At 70.2% G+C, this 13,774-nt stretch carries 11 protein-coding genes; 4 read left to right on the top strand and 7 right to left on the bottom strand.

Translation table 11 applies throughout. The annotated features are described in order from the left end of the window. Positions 1-141 precede the first annotated feature (141 nt). On the bottom strand, positions 142-1,038 hold the full coding sequence (locus ABZS61_RS20645; protein ID WP_356422963.1) for a LysR substrate-binding domain-containing protein: 897 nt from the start codon (positions 1,036-1,038) through the stop codon (positions 142-144). 96 nt (positions 1,039-1,134) lie between these two features. On the opposite strand from ABZS61_RS20645, the gene ABZS61_RS20640 reads away from it, so the two are divergent. Both ABZS61_RS20640 and ABZS61_RS20635 read left to right on the top strand, forming a co-directional pair. Continuing rightward, positions 1,135-1,500, top strand: a complete 366-nt coding sequence (locus ABZS61_RS20640; RefSeq protein WP_356422961.1) for a nuclear transport factor 2 family protein — start codon at positions 1,135-1,137, stop codon at positions 1,498-1,500. A 219-nt stretch (positions 1,501-1,719) separates the two neighbouring features. Further along, complete coding sequence (locus ABZS61_RS20635) at positions 1,720-3,522, top strand: cholesterol oxidase substrate-binding domain-containing protein (protein WP_356422958.1); 1,803 nt, start codon at positions 1,720-1,722, stop codon at positions 3,520-3,522. A 64-nt stretch (positions 3,523-3,586) separates the two neighbouring features. On the opposite strand, the gene ABZS61_RS20630 is transcribed toward ABZS61_RS20635, so the two are convergent. The 3 genes from ABZS61_RS20630 to ABZS61_RS20620 form a co-directional block, all read right to left on the bottom strand. Then, complete coding sequence (locus tag ABZS61_RS20630; RefSeq protein WP_356422955.1) at positions 3,587-5,083, bottom strand: PepSY domain-containing protein; 1,497 nt, start codon at positions 5,081-5,083, stop codon at positions 3,587-3,589. Positions 5,084-5,253: 170 nt separating this feature from the next. Next, complete coding sequence (locus tag ABZS61_RS20625) at positions 5,254-5,781, bottom strand: hypothetical protein (protein WP_356422952.1); 528 nt, start codon at positions 5,779-5,781, stop codon at positions 5,254-5,256. A gap of 334 nt (positions 5,782-6,115) precedes the next feature. Next, positions 6,116-8,209: a SpoIIE family protein phosphatase gene (locus ABZS61_RS20620; RefSeq protein WP_356422949.1), complete on the bottom strand. Its 2,094-nt coding sequence runs from the start codon at positions 8,207-8,209 to the stop codon at positions 6,116-6,118. A gap of 502 nt (positions 8,210-8,711) precedes the next feature. Here ABZS61_RS20620 and ABZS61_RS20615 point away from each other — a divergent pair. Beyond that, positions 8,712-9,431, top strand: a complete 720-nt coding sequence (locus tag ABZS61_RS20615) for a type 1 glutamine amidotransferase (RefSeq protein WP_356422946.1) — start codon at positions 8,712-8,714, stop codon at positions 9,429-9,431. A gap of 120 nt (positions 9,432-9,551) precedes the next feature. Here ABZS61_RS20615 and ABZS61_RS20610 read toward each other — a convergent pair whose 3' ends face one another. After that, the gene (locus ABZS61_RS20610) at positions 9,552-9,992 is read right to left on the bottom strand and encodes an ATP-binding protein (protein WP_356422942.1); all 441 of its coding nucleotides are present in this window, start codon (positions 9,990-9,992) and stop codon (positions 9,552-9,554) included. A 169-nt stretch (positions 9,993-10,161) separates the two neighbouring features. Here ABZS61_RS20610 and ABZS61_RS20605 point away from each other — a divergent pair, with 169 nt between their 5' ends. After that, positions 10,162-10,605 (top strand): SRPBCC family protein, encoded by a 444-nt coding sequence (locus ABZS61_RS20605; protein WP_356422939.1) that lies wholly within the window; start codon positions 10,162-10,164, stop codon positions 10,603-10,605. A 163-nt stretch (positions 10,606-10,768) separates the two neighbouring features. Here ABZS61_RS20605 and ABZS61_RS20600 read toward each other — a convergent pair whose 3' ends face one another. Beyond that, positions 10,769-12,331: a PQQ-dependent sugar dehydrogenase gene (locus tag ABZS61_RS20600; protein WP_356422936.1), complete on the bottom strand. Its 1,563-nt coding sequence runs from the start codon at positions 12,329-12,331 to the stop codon at positions 10,769-10,771. A gap of 731 nt (positions 12,332-13,062) precedes the next feature. After that, positions 13,063-13,608, bottom strand: coding sequence for a pyridoxamine 5'-phosphate oxidase family protein (locus ABZS61_RS20595; protein WP_356422933.1), 546 nt, complete (start codon positions 13,606-13,608; stop codon positions 13,063-13,065). Positions 13,609-13,774 lie beyond the last annotated feature (166 nt).

Genomic DNA, 13,774 nt, shown 5'->3' with positions numbered 1-13,774 from the left:
GTCGCTGCCTTCTGTGCCGACCACTCACGCCCGTCGAGCTCCGTGAGTTCGTGAAAGCTGAAGGCCGTTCAGAGGGAACCCAAAGGTCTGTTGCCTCCTGGCGGCGCGCCCGTGAGTTGGTGGCGGAGCCGCTGGACACCTCTACCGGTCCAGCTCCAGTAGGTCCGTGAATGCTTGCCGGCTGTGCACGAGCAGCTCGCGTACCGAGGGGTTGTGTGTGCTTTTCCAGATCAGGGCGAGCAATGCTGGTGTTTCGATGTCATCGATGGTGCGGGCGGTGAGCCGGTCTCGATAGCGCGCGGCCATCGAGTCGCTGAGGATGGCGACGCCGAGCCGGCGGGCGGCGAGGTCGGCAATGGCATCCGCGGCACTGGCTTGCAGCGCGATCGAGGGTTGGATGTCCTGTGCGGCGCAAGCCTGGTCGAATACCGTGCGTAGGCCGGTGCCGGGTGGCATGCATACGATCGGGTAGGCGGTCAGGTCGCGCAGGGTGACCCGCCGCTGTTCCGCCAAGGGGTGCCCGGCCGGGACTGCCGCGATGAGCCGTTCGCTGAGGATCGTCAGCGCCTCCAGCCCGTCAGGGGTGGCTGTTGCGGCCCCGATGAGTGCCACGTCGACGGCTCCGGTACGCACCCCGTCGGCGAGCCGGTCGGAGCTGTCCTCCAGCAGCGAGATCTCCACTCCGGGATGTGCCTTGTGGAATGTGGCGAGAGCGTCGAACAGCGGGGTGATGGTGCAGCCGATGACCATTCCGACGGTGAGCCGACCCCGGATCAGCTCGGTCACCTCGCCCACGGCCTGGCCGACTGCCCCGGCTGCGGCGAGTGCGGTCCGGGCGTGTCCGAGCGCGGCCTCCCCCGCGACGGTGAGGGTGACGGTTCGGGCCGAACGGTCGAACAGCTCGGCACCGACCTCCCGTTCGAGCCGGCGGATCTGGGCGCTGATGCCGGACTGACTGATGTGCACACGCTCGGCCGCGCGGGTGAAGTTCTGCTCCTCGGCGACAGCGACGAGGTATGCCAGTTGCCTCAGCTCCATGACTGCAGATTCTAGTTCGTAGAAGATCCATCTGTTGGACTTCTGGTGAGTGGGCGACCAGGCTGAGAAGCCGAAGCCCTACGTCAGGAGGAACCCATGCCGGAGTACGAGAAGGCCATGCGGCCCGAGGACATCACCCGCTTGTTCGTCGAGCGATCCAACGCCGGTGACGCGGCCGGGGCTGCCGCGCTCTACGAAGTGGATGCAGTGATGGCTTACCCGCCCGGTGAGCTGACGGTGGGGCGGGATGCGATCCGCGCCCTGTGGGAGAAGGTGCTGGCCAATGGTCCCCGCTTCGAGCAGGAACAGCCTCTGCCGACGTTGATCAGCGGCGACATCGCCCTCACCTCGACCCTGCCGAAGGACGGTGCCGGCGCGCGGGCGCAGGTGGTCAGGCGCCAGCCCGACGGAAGTTGGCTGCGCCTGCTCGACCAGCCCGAGTTCGTCCCACCCGCCCGCTGACCCCGTCGCCTTCCAAAAGTTCGAAAGGGGAAGATGCCGTCGGGGGGTGCAATGTCGCACACACGGGAGACGGGGCAGCGTAGGCCTACGGGCGGACCGAGCAGCCACGAACTGGTAGCGGACGACTTCGACTTGCCGTTGTCCGACTTTCCGGTGCAGGTACTCGGTAGTTTTGCCATGGAGCGTCGGTGACGTGCCGGAGCCCCATACATTCAGTTCATGTCTGATCACTCGGAGTTCCCCTCGCGCCCTGTCGCCTCCTCCCGTTCCTCCGAGCCCACCGGCCTCTCCCGCCGTGGTGTTCTGCGAGCCGCGGCAGCTGCCGGAGCGTTAGGCATCCCGCTCGGTGCCGCCATCGCCGGAGCCTCCCCGGCCGCGGCGGCGCCGGTCATCGTCCCGACGGCCGCACCTGAACTTCCCGCTGCGCTCGTGCCCTACCTCTCCCCCTACATCAACTGGGCCGGCGAGATCACCCACGGCGGGCTGTGGGCGTGCGCGCCCCGCACCGGGCAGGACCTCGCCGACCTCGCCAACTGGGCCCGTGCCAATGGCTGGCGGCTGCGTGCCCGGGGTAAGGCGCACAACTGGTCGCCCCTGACCATCACCCCGTCCACCGAGCGCGACGCGCAGGTCCTCCTGCTGGACACCACCGTGCATCTCACGCACATGGAACTCACGACCCCGCCCGTCGGCGCCCCCGGTGCGGTGCGTGCGCAGGCCGGCGTGACCCTCGAAACGCTGATGGCCTTCCTCGCCGACCACGGACTGGGCGTCACCAACACCCCCGCACCTGGGGTGTTGACCCTGGGTGGCACGCTGGCCATCGACGCCCACGGCACCAGTGTCCCCGCGGACGGCGAGTCCGCCCGCCCCGGCCACACCTACGGCAGCCTCAGCAACCTCGTCCTGTCCCTCACCGCCGTTGTCTGGGACCCGGACCAGGACGCGTACGTCGTGAAGACCTTCCGCCGAGGTACCGACGAGGAGTGCGAGGCGCTGGCCACCCACCTCGGGCGCGGCCTCGTCGTGGAGGCCGAGATCCAGGCGGGCGAGGACATACCGCTGCGCTGCCGGAGCCGCGTCGACCTCACAGCCGACGAACTGTTCGCCGCCCCGGGCAGCGCCCTCGCCGCCCAGGGGAACACCTTCGCGGACTTCATGGCCGAGTCGGGGCGGGTGGAGACGATCTGGTTCGCCTTCACCGACCGGCCATGGCTCAAGGTATGGAGCCTCAGCCCTGAGCGCCCGGTCACTTCCAGGCCGGTGCACAGCCCGTACAACTACCCGTTCAGCGACGTAGTGCCGACCGCGGTCGCCCGGCTGGCCGGACTTGTCGTCGGAGGCTCCTGGCATCTCGCGCCGCTGCTCGGCGCCGCGCAGTACACGGTGGCGGCGACCGGACTGACCGCCACCCTTGCGAAGGACCTGTGGGGCCCCTCGCACGCCCTCCAGTTCTACCTGCGCCCCACAACGCTTCGTGAGACCGCGAACGGGTACGGGATCCTCACCCGCCGCGCCGACGTCCAGCGCGTCGTCTCCGAGTTCGCCGGCTACTACAAGCAACGGCTGGCGGCCTGGGCCGCGGCGGGCAGGTTCCCGATCAACGGGCAGGTGGAAATCAGGGTCAGCGGCCTCGACCAGCCCGCTGACTCCGCCGCGCCGGGCGCACGCCCGCCGCTGCTCTCCGTCATCCGTCCGCACCCGGACCACCCGGAGTATGACTGTGTGGTGTGGGTGGACGTGCTGACACAGCCGACCTCACCCGGAGCCCACGCGTTCTACCGGGAACTGGAACGCTTCCTGATGAGCACCTTCGACGGCGAATACGCGCTCGCGCGTGTCGAGTGGTCCAAGGGCTGGGGCTATACGGATAGGGCGGCCTGGGCCGACGAGCAGATCATCGAGTCCGCGGTGCCCGGTTCGTACGGCGCCGGGCAGTGGTCCGAAGCCGTCTCCATCCTGGACCGGCTCGACCCTCACCGGGTCTTCGGCAACGGCTTCACGGACCAGTTGGTGCGCTAGCGGAACCGACTGACGCCGGGCCCGGAGGGCAGGGGGCTGCCCCACCCTCCGGGCCCTCTGCCTCCTACGCGGCACGCACGTGCCGGACCAGTCCCGTCACCACGTCCAGGACGAGGAAGGCGGCCAGGGTCACGCCCAGGACCGGCATCGCCCAGCAGAGAGCGGCGACGGCGGGTATGCCCAGGATGAGCACGGGCAGCGGCAACCGGCGCCAGGCTCCGCGGGCGGGCGCCGTGCCGAGTACCGCCTTGCGGTCGTCGCGGGTCGGGCGGCGCTGCCACCACATGCGGTAGCCCCAGATGGTCACGGCGGTGAGGCCGAGCGCGATCGCGGCCAGCACGATCTGGTTGACGATGCCGAACAGCACGCCCATGTGCCCCTGCACCCCGAGCTTGCTGAGCTTGGCGAGGAGCGGATAGTCCGCCCACCGGCTGTGGGAGGTCACCTCGCCCTTCGCGGTGTCGACAGCGACCTGGTCGTAGTGCACCGGCCAGACGTTGTCGCCCTGGGCCACGACCCACGCGCCCGAACTGTCGGCGGGAGGCGTCACCTCCACAGTGCCGCCCAAGCCGGCGTCCCGGGCCACGGCCAGGGCCGCGTCGAAGTCGGCCGGATCCGCCGCGGCGGACTCCTCCGCGGTGCCGTGCCCGGCGTGTTCCCCGCCCTTGTCCTCCGCGGGCGGCTGAGCGCCGGGAAGCGCGGTGTCCAACTCGGGAGCGTGGCCCCTGGCCGCGTCCAGCAGCTGCCCGAACCGCTCGCCCGCATAGTGCGACCACGTCAGGCCGGTGGCACTCAGGAAGAGCAGACCGAGCGCCAGCCACACGCCCGTGGCCGCGTGCAGGCTGCGGGTGCGGCGCACGCCCCGGGCCGAACGGTCGGGGAGCAGAACGCCCCGTGCGGATCCGGCCCGCTGTCCACGGCTGCGTCCGAGCCAGAGGACGAGACCGCCGGCGACGATCACCCCGAGCCAGCTCGCGGCGACCTCCGAGTAGAGGCGGCCGGTCTCGCCCAGGTGCAGGTTGCGGTGGAGGTCGTCGAGCCACGTGGTGAGCGGAGTCGATCCGAACCACGTGGTCAGGTCACCCTGCACCTCGGCGGTGTACGGGTTGACGAACACGGTGCGCTGCTTGTCACCGAGCTCCGGAAGGGACAGCACCACCCGCGTGGTGTCCTCCGGTCCGGGAGGGGTGACGACGGAGGCCAGGCTGCCCTCCGGGTGTGCGGCCCTGGCGGCGGCTATCTGCTCCGCCAGCGGACGGGGCGCCTCGCCGGCCTGCTCGACGTGCAGCTGGTCGCCGTAGACGAGTTGGTCGAGCTGCGGCGTGAAGGTGTAGGCCAGGCCGGTCAGGGCGGCCACCATCAGGAAGGGTGCGACGAATATGCCGGCATAGAAGTGCAGCCGGACGAGCAGGGCCCTCACGCCCTGCCAGGAGCGGTCGCGCCCGGGCTCGTCCGCAGGGGTGGGGGCGGGCTCGGCGACGGCGACCGTTGCCGCCGCGGGAGGCGGGGCGTCGACACGACGGCGGTCGTTCTGTGGTGGTTCTTCGGTTTCGAAAGGCATGCGAATCCCTCAGGTGGGCGCGTCCGCCGGACGAGCCGGGGACGCCGCGAAGTCGGTGAGGTGTTTCCGTCGGGGTGACGGTGCAGCGCGATCGCCCCGGCCCGGCTCCGCCCGTGCGCATGCGTCGCACCGGTGAACAGCCGGTGCGATGGAACGCGGAAGGGGGAGCGTCAGGCCGGGGCTGCCGAGGGAGGACCCCGCCGGGTCCGGGAACGAGCGAGCAGCACCCCGAATCGGGGATGCGCCGACGACACGGGTACGGGCTGGAGCCGTGGGGTGACAGGGAGGACCGGGGGATCGCGAAAGGAGAAGGCCGGGAGGACCAGGGCGGCCAGCCCTCGCAGGACGCGCTCTCCGTAGATGACGCACAGCGCGGTCCCGACCGTGGCGACCGCGTGGGCCGAGGTCATGGCGGAGGACAGGGAGAGCCCCATGCCGCGCTCGGCCATGTCTGCCGGGCCCATGACCATGTGTCGGCCCGTCATCTGATGTGCCGCATGGCCGGCTTCGGGCATCGAGAGATGGTGGAAACCGAGGTGGAGGGCGAACTGTGTTCCGGCCAGCGCCAGCACCGTGACATCGAAGCGGCGTCGGCGGTCACCGAGGAACACCGAGCCGAGCACCGTCAGCGTGACGAGGATCAGCGCCAGCGGACCTGTGCCCGGCAGCCGTCCGCCGGCCGAGGCGTGGCTCGCCATGCCCAGAATCAGGCATGCCGAAGCGCAGAGCAGACCTCTTCCGGTCCGCCCGGTCCATCCTCCCGGCTCGCGCACGGGTACAACCTATCGAGCATGTACACGGCGGTGGGTGTGTGTCTGTACGGTGCACGAGTCACCGGGTGGCGACGGCGCGGCCGGTGCGGTCGGGCCCGCAGCCTCAATGGTGAGGCTGGATCAGGCGCGAACGGCTGCTTCATACCGCGGCGTTCGGCGCGATCGCAGTCGCGTGCGCCGAGCACCGTCCGGACTACGCGCAGGCCGCTGCGCGTTGAGCACTTGAGCTCGCCCCGGCCCGCGACCGACCGCCGGCTCGCTAACCGTCACGCGGGCCTGCCCCGGCCTGTCGAGGCGATGTCCGGCTCACCTGTGCGAGGACGATCACCGTGTCGTCGGTGGGCGCGGACGGCAGCATGCGCGTAAGGATGTCGTCCGCCGTCGCCTCCAGTCCCCCTGCGGCACGGGCGAGTTGGGAACGGAGGGCCTCGATGCCCTCGCCGATGTCACCGCCCGCTTCGACGAGACCGTCGGTGTACAGGGCCAGGGTGGCACCCTCCTGGAGTTCGATCTCGGCCGTGCGGAACGGGAAGCCGCCGACGCCGAGGGGAACCCCGAGGACCTCGTCGATGACATCGACCGTGCCGTCGGGCCGCCGGACCAGAGGCGGGGGGTGGCCCGCGTTCGCGATGCGGGCTTCGCCGGTCGCGGGGTCGTAGAGGATGTAGAGGCAGGTCGCCAGCTCGATCCCGGCTTCCTGCGCGCACACGTCGAGTTCCTCGAGCACGGCGTTCGGTTCCAGGTTCTGGCGGGCCAGGGTCTTGGCGGTGATGCGCAGCCTGCCCATCGCCGCAGCCGCCGGGACGCCGTGTCCCACCACGTCACCCACGACGAGCGCCACCTGGCCGCCCGGCAGCTCGATCGCGTCGTACCAGTCGCCGCCGACCTCGCTGATGTGGCTGCCGGGCAGATACCTGTGTGCGGTCCGCACATACGGGCCGGCCATGAGGGCGCTGGGGAGCAAGGCCCGTTGGAGGGTGAGCGCGATGTCCTGGACGCGGCTGTAGAGGCGGGCGTTGTCCAGACAGAGCGCGGCGCGGGAGGCGAGCTCGCCGGCCAGGCTGAGGTCCTGCTCGGTGAAGTCGGGGCGGGCGGCGGAACGTCCGAACATGGCGATGCCCTGCACCGTTCCCCGCGCGATGAGAGGAGCGAGGAGCAGGCTGGTCAGGCCGCTGTCGAGAAGCAGTCGGACGCGGGCCCGGTGGATGACGGTGCGCGTCATGAACTCGTCGTTGACCGGTACGCACACGGGGCCGCCGGTGCGGATCATCTCGTGGATCGTGGAGCCCGGCGGGTAGGTGACCCTCGCCAGTCCGCTCACGAGCTCGGTGGCGGGAGGTGGCAGGCTGGTTCCGGAGGCGATCCGGCGGGTGATCAGAGGAGCAGCCGGGTCGAACACCTCACGCTCGTCCGCCCACTCCACCACCTCGACGACCGACGCGTCGGAGAAGTCCGGAACGACCGCCTCGACCAGCTCGCGGGCGGTCACGTTCACGTCCAGGGTGGTGCCGATCCGGGTGGAGGCCCGGTCGAGGAGAGCCAGGCGTTGCCGCGCGGCGGTCGCTTCCACGATCGCCCGCTCGCGGTCGGTGACATCCACGAGCAGGCCGCCCAGCCCCGGCCGCGTGCCCACGGCCTGGCTCAGCGGGAAGAAGCTCACGGAACGTACCTGGTCACGGTCGGGGTGTCCGGGTGTGCGGAAACCGACCAGTGCGCTCACGACGGGCCGGCCCTCGTCCGCGACGGCGCGCAGCAGTCGCCGGTACTCACCGCCGTCCGAGGTGATCATGATGTCGGTCATGGGCACCCCGATGTGGTCCTGGATCGGGATGCCGTCCATGTCGGCGAGGGCCTGGTTGAGGTGGACGTAACGCAGGTCCTCGTCGAGCATGACGAGGCCGATGGGGCACGTCTCGAAGAGTGCGTCGAGGAAGGCGAGGTTGGTCTTCACCCGGTCGAGTTCGTCGCTCCTGCTGGCCAGGCCCACGATGACGGAACGGCCGTGCTCGCCCGTCACGGGGAAGACCCGGAAGCCGCAGTCGAACAGGGTTCCGTCCCGGTGCAGGGCCGACATCCTCGTCCGCCAGTAGCCCAGGGTCCGGCCGCGCTCCGTGAGCCGCTCGGCCGCGCTCGTGGCGTCCCGCGGGGCTACGGGAAAGAGGGCCGCGGCGGGCCTGGACAGAACGTCCGTGGCCGCGTAGCCGAAGAGTCGCTGGGCGCCCGGCCCCCAGTAGCAGATCTCATTGCGGTCGTCGATGCCCAGGACGGCCACGGCAACGTGCTCCAGCAGGGTGCCCGGCTCCGACCACAGCGGACCAGGAGCATGTTCTTCCCCCGGCGGGTCGGATGACACCGGGCCCCCTCTTCAGGCGCGCACGGGACGACCGTGTGCACCCAGTCGCTGGTGGACGGGGTCAAGGCAATTCTGCCCGCCCCGCGCCGTTCGGACGTCACGGCCGTCCAACTGAACGACGGCCGAATCGCTCGGACGGGAGGGGTGGTGCGAGGCGAGCCGACGGCTCTTCGTGCAGCTCGATGCCGGTTTCGTCGACGCTACAACAGATGCGTCGGTATCGCTGGTCCAGGTGATGCGACGACGGAAGCCAGGCTGCCGGAGCTGCCGGTCCGTCGACCACAGCAGAAGCCGCTCCCGCGGAGACGTGCCGGTTCCGGGCCCCGGTCCAGGGCGTGCCCTTGTCGCGTCCCCGGCCGGCCCCCTGATCCCCGAGCTTCGGCCTTGGCGAACACGCACCGCTTTCGGCGGCGAACAGGTGAGAATGTGGAACGCGGGACGTACGGGGAGCAGCAGGAGATCACCGCAGCGCACGCAGATGCCGAGCAGGGGAGCCGAGGCGATGACGCCCTCGCACGTACCGGACCCACCGACCGCCGTGGTCGTACAGAACACCACGAACGGCGGTCCCGGCCGGGTCGGTGCCTGGCTGCGCGAGGCGGGGATCGGCCTCGAAGTGCTGCGTCCCTACGAGGGTGAGGCCCTGCCCCGGGCGCTCGGCGGCAGGCCGCTCCTCGTGCTCGGCGGCGACTTCCTGCCGGACGACGACGAGCGCGCTCCCTGGCTCCCGGCCACCCGCCGCCTCGTCGCCCAGGCGCTGGATGACGGCACGCCCTTCCTCGGCATCTGCCTCGGTGGCCAGTTGCTCGCACAGGTGGCCGACGGCAGCGTACGGGGGCGTCACGGGCAGCCCGAGTTCGGCAGCACGCAGATCCTGCTGCGCCCCGAAGCCGCCGACGACCCGCTGCTGTACGGGCTCGGCGCGACCGTTCCCGCGATCGAGCGGCACGTCGACGCGATCACCGAACTCCCGCCGGGTGCATCCTGGTTGGCGTCCAGTGCGACCTGTCCCCACCAGGCATTCCGGGTCGGGGCGCGGGCCTGGGGTGTGCAGTTCCACCCGGAGGCGGAGGCCCGGCGCATCGGCGGCTGGGACCGGGAGCGACTCGCCCGTCAGGGATTCGACAGGGACCTGCTGCACACCGAGGCCCTGGCCGACGAGGGCGCGGCGGTCTCGGCCTGGTCGGTGTTCACACGGAGGTTCGCCCAGGTGTGCGCGTAGCCGCGGTGACCGGCAGTGGGGCGGGCGCGGGTACGGTGGCTCGGCGTCGCCGTCCCACTGACACGGGCCGTGCTGCTCCGGACACGTCGCCGCTCGGCCCGCAAGGCTCACTTCCGGGGATCAGTCGATGGCCTCGCCGTGCGGGGGCTTCGGGGCGCCGGGAGGAACGAAGCAGGCGGTGATGGTCTTGCCCGACGCCTGGGGGTGCGTGGCCCATCCGTCGGCGAGCGCGTCGACGATGGCGAGTCCACGCCCACCGGTCCCCGTGAGGTCTTCGGGCTTCTGGGCGGGGGGCACAGGATCGGAGTCGTGGACGCTCACGTGCAGGCAGCGGCTGTCCCAGGTGAGGATCAGCTGGGCGTCGCTGTGTGCGTGCACGTGCGCGTTGGTGATCAGTTCGGAGACCGTGAGCAGTATCGCGTCCACGGTTTCGGGAGCGTCTCTTGTCCACCCCAGGGATGCCAGGTGGTCCCGGGTCCAGCGGCGGCCGGCCCTTACCCCGTGCGATACGGGAAACGACTGAGCCCATCCCACCGCACGCAGCGACATGTCCTTCGTCATCGACCCCTCCTCGCTCGGCTCTCCCCTTTCTCCTACCCCCTCATTCGAGGCCCACCGCCACCCGGTCGCAGCGGCAGGCGGCCGGATGGCGGCGGGGCATGCGTGCGCTGCCGCGTATCGGGTAGTCGGCAGCGCAAGGCGTAACCGAGCGAAAGAAAGGTTGTTGCTCATGTCCTCCTCCCTCGTCGAGACCGTCGACATCAAGGCGCCCGTCAGCGTCACCTGGGCTCTGTGGAGCGATGTGTCGCAGTGGCCGAAGTTCCTGAGCCATGTGCGGCGGGTCGATCCGATGGACGAGCGCCGGTTCTCCTGGCAGTTGTCCCTGCCGGGTGCCGACAAGAGCTTCGTCGCGGAGCTCACCGAGGTCGTCCCGCAGGACCGGATCGCCTGGAAGACGATCGAGGGTGTGCATCACGCAGGCGTGGTCACCTTCCACCGGCTCGACGACACCTCCAGCCGGGTTGCCCTGCAGATCGAGTACGACCCCAGCGGGTTCGTGGAGCACCTGGGTGCCCTGACCAACCTCGATTCGGCACTGACCAACTACGACCTGGGCGAGTTCCAGAAGCTGGCCGAGTCCACAGCGGCGGGTGACGGCCCTCGGGGCCTGTGACCACGACACGCTCGCGGGGTGCGAAGTGCCCCGCGGACACGACCGCCCGTGCGCACTCCCGACGTGCGCACGGGCGGTTCTCCGTTGAACGGCGCAGGCGTCGTAAGGAGCTCCGGACCGCACTCACCTGCGCAGTGACGTGGAGAGCGTCGGTGCAGACGGCTCAGCGGCCGACGGCGCAGGCGTCCCCGTTCAGCGTGAACCGTGGCGGCGACGACGGGTCACCGCTGTGCTGGGCGAGGTAGCCGAGAGTGATGCTCGCGCCGGGAGCGATCATGGCGTTGTGCGAGGCGTCGGTGGCCGTGATCGTGTTGCTTCCCTGGGTGAGGTCCGTGTTCCAGTCGGAGGTGACGGTCTGCCCGAGGGCGAGCGGGAACTCGAGCGTCCAGCCGTTCACCGGGGTGCTGCCGGTGTTGGTGACGGTGAGGTCGACCGTCGTGCCGGTGCCCCAGGACTGCACGGTGAGGTTCACACGGCAGGCGGGTTCCTCCCGGGCGAAGGACACCCGGTGCAGCCCTCCGGGCAGATCGTTGACCACGTAGAACTCGCCGTCGACGGTCGTGCCGATGGACGTCACCTGGGTGGGCATCTCGCCGATCTCGGCCTGCTCGTAGCCGCCTTCGCCGTCGGGGCGCAGTGCCCAGACCGTGGACGAGCAGTAGTCGGTGGCGATGTACGTGCCGCCGACGAGGTCGGCGTACTTCTGGCCCCGGTAGACGTGACCGCCGATGACCGAGCAGCCGCCGGTGTACGGGGAGTAGGTGAAAACCGGCTCGGTGTACTTTTCGCCGGGCACGCAGTCGCCGCCTGCGAACCTCTCCAGGCCCTCGTAGCAGGACCAGCCGAGGTTCAGCCCTCCGTCGCCGGGCGGGAGGTGGTCGACCTCCTCCCAACGGCCCTGGCCGACGTCGCCGATCCACATCGAGCCGTCGGCGCGGTCGAACGAGAACCGCCACGGGTTGCGCAGACCGTACAGCCAGATCTCCTCGCGTGCGCCGGGGGTGCCCACGAAGGGGTTGTCGCCGGGAACGCAGTAGGGGAGCGGGTCGCAGCCGCGGCTCACGTCGATGCGCATGACCTTGCCCAGCAGGGTGTCCAGGCGCTGCCCGGAGCGGAAGGGGTCCGCGGAGCCGCCGCCGTCACCGATGCTCCAGTACAGGTTGTCGTCGGGGCCGAAGGCGAGCTGGCCGCCGTTGTGGTTGCTGTACTCGGCGTGCGGCTGGGAGAGCAGGACCTCCAGGCGGGACTCGTCGAGGCGGTAGCGGGCGAGAGTGACCGCACCGTCGGGCAGTGCGGTGTACGCCAGGTACAGGTGGTGGCTGTCGGCGAAGTCGGGCGGGACGGCGATGCCGAGCAGGCCGCGCTCGTTGCCCGATTCGTCCACGGCCGACTTGATGTCGATGAGCGGCGCCGGGGCCAGGCCGGTATCGGGGTGGTACGCGCGTACGGTGCCGGACTTCTCGGTGATGAACAACCGGTCCGTCCCGTCGTCGGGGGCGACAAGGGCGGTGGGCCGTCTCAGCCCGGAGGCGACCTGGGCGGTGGTCGCACGGAGCGAAGGCAGGGGGACGGACGAGGGGTCCGCCTCCGCGCCGGCCGGCCTTGTGTCCGCCGTCGCGGGCGGGGCCGCCGCGAAGGACTGGGGCGCGGTGGCGGGTGAGTGAGCAAGGGCGGTCAGCAGGAGGGCCAGCAGGAGCTGCCCGGTCCAGCGGCGTCGTAACAACATGTCGGCTCCAGAGTCGAGGACGCTTGCACGGCGGTGGTACGCGCACACCAGTGGTTCGCACCCGCCGGCGCACCCCTGCGGACGCGATGTCGCAGCGAGGGCGTCACCGGGGCCGGTCAGGGCGACCGGTTCGAGGTCACTCCGGCGCGTCGGAGAAGTCCGTGGACTTCCACGCGCCCGCGGTATCCAGCTAGTCGTGGTGACCGCTCCCGATCCGACCGCTGCTCGGTCGCCCGTCCGGGACGACCGTCCAGAAGTCGCTGCCCCGGCGCTGCCCGCAGCCCCATAAAGCACAGATGCTTGGCATGCGCATGACAAGACATGATCTTCTTCTCTCCGGTGGGTGCCGGGATCGGTGAGGTTGTTCGATCCATGGGAGCGCTCCCGCGCTTCTAGACTGCGCGTCGGGAAGCGAAGCGGGCAATGTGTGTTTGCGCCACTTCCCTGCCGCATGGCGCAAACGATGCGATCGCCGAAAAGGGCCCCGCAGTAGGAATCGCGCGGCGCCTGCCCCCGAAGATCTGCGCAGCCCTTGCCCTCGCGCGCCGGTTACGCCCGGGTGCAAGATCTCGTCGATCACCTGCCGATGGTCCCGACCACCTTCCTCGACACCTGCCACTGACAGGCGGGAACGGCTGCGGTCGCCGGCTGCGGGAGCGTCCGTGGCGTCCTCCTGTCGCGATCGGCGACATCTTCGGCAACGGGATTCGCGGTGTCGGGCCGTACGTGCCCTAGAAGCTGTAGCGGGTGTGGCTGAATACCTGGCCGTCGTGCCCGAAGCCGTACGCCGTGCCGGGTGCCACGGCGAACAGCAGCTCGCTGCCGCTGCGGATGCCGTTGCCGAAGCCGTAGAAGGTACCTTCCGGCGAGGTGATGTGGTCCCCGTACTGCGCCTCGAACGCGGCGATGACCTCGTCCTGCCGCGCCGGTACGGTCACCCGCTCCGCCGTGCCCTCGATCACGATGTCGAGGCCTTCGGAGAGTGAGTTGTGCCCGGTGGTGAGGGCGCAATGGGCATTGCCGGCCAGGTTCTTCGCCTTCTGCTCGCCCGCCCCGGTACTGAAGTGAAGTGCCCCGTCGTGCCAGGCGGCGATCAGTGGCGTGACGTGCAGTCGGCCGTCCGGCCGGACCGTGGTGATCCAGAAGACCTCGGCGGTCCGCAGCCGTCGCTGTGCCTCGGCCCAGTCGGTGGCGGTGACGTTCTCCGCACCCGGGCGCGGGTTGAGTGCGGAGCTGTAGCGGGCGTCGAGCTCGGTCCTGGGCTGCTTCGGCGTCATGCGAAACTCCCTTCCTTCTTGCGACAAGGGCTACCGTTTTGTGACCTCAAGGTACGGAACATCCCCTAGCTGTTCAATTGTCGGGCACGGGGCGCGTAGGGCTGCGAATGTGACTCTCCGTCAAGCTCGTGGCCGTTCGTGCTGTCTCGGCCGGCTGGGGCGTTGG

The sequence above is a fragment of the Streptomyces sp. NPDC005566 genome (assembly GCF_040605575.1).
Classification (GTDB): domain Bacteria; phylum Actinomycetota; class Actinomycetes; order Streptomycetales; family Streptomycetaceae; genus Streptomyces.
The sequence above is the reverse complement of the archived record's forward strand: the minus strand, read 5'-3'. Positions and strand labels throughout refer to the sequence as shown.

Excerpts from the sequence above, each read along its gene's own strand:
- ABZS61_RS20645 (WP_356422963.1), bottom strand. The coding sequence starts at position 1,038 with ATGGAGCTGAGGCAACTGGCATACCTCGTCGCTGTCGCCGAGGAGCAG.
- ABZS61_RS20640 (WP_356422961.1), top strand. The coding sequence starts at position 1,135 with ATGCCGGAGTACGAGAAGGCCATGCGGCCCGAGGACATCACCCGCTTG.
- ABZS61_RS20635 (WP_356422958.1), top strand. The coding sequence starts at position 1,720 with ATGTCTGATCACTCGGAGTTCCCCTCGCGCCCTGTCGCCTCCTCCCGT.
- ABZS61_RS20630 (WP_356422955.1), bottom strand. The coding sequence starts at position 5,083 with ATGCCTTTCGAAACCGAAGAACCACCACAGAACGACCGCCGTCGTGTC.
- ABZS61_RS20625 (WP_356422952.1), bottom strand. The coding sequence starts at position 5,781 with ATGGCGAGCCACGCCTCGGCCGGCGGACGGCTGCCGGGCACAGGTCCG.
- ABZS61_RS20615 (WP_356422946.1), top strand. The coding sequence starts at position 8,712 with ATGACGCCCTCGCACGTACCGGACCCACCGACCGCCGTGGTCGTACAG.
- ABZS61_RS20610 (WP_356422942.1), bottom strand. The coding sequence starts at position 9,992 with ATGACGAAGGACATGTCGCTGCGTGCGGTGGGATGGGCTCAGTCGTTT.
- ABZS61_RS20605 (WP_356422939.1), top strand. The coding sequence starts at position 10,162 with ATGTCCTCCTCCCTCGTCGAGACCGTCGACATCAAGGCGCCCGTCAGC.
- ABZS61_RS20600 (WP_356422936.1), bottom strand. The coding sequence starts at position 12,331 with ATGTTGTTACGACGCCGCTGGACCGGGCAGCTCCTGCTGGCCCTCCTG.
- ABZS61_RS20595 (WP_356422933.1), bottom strand. The coding sequence starts at position 13,608 with ATGACGCCGAAGCAGCCCAGGACCGAGCTCGACGCCCGCTACAGCTCC.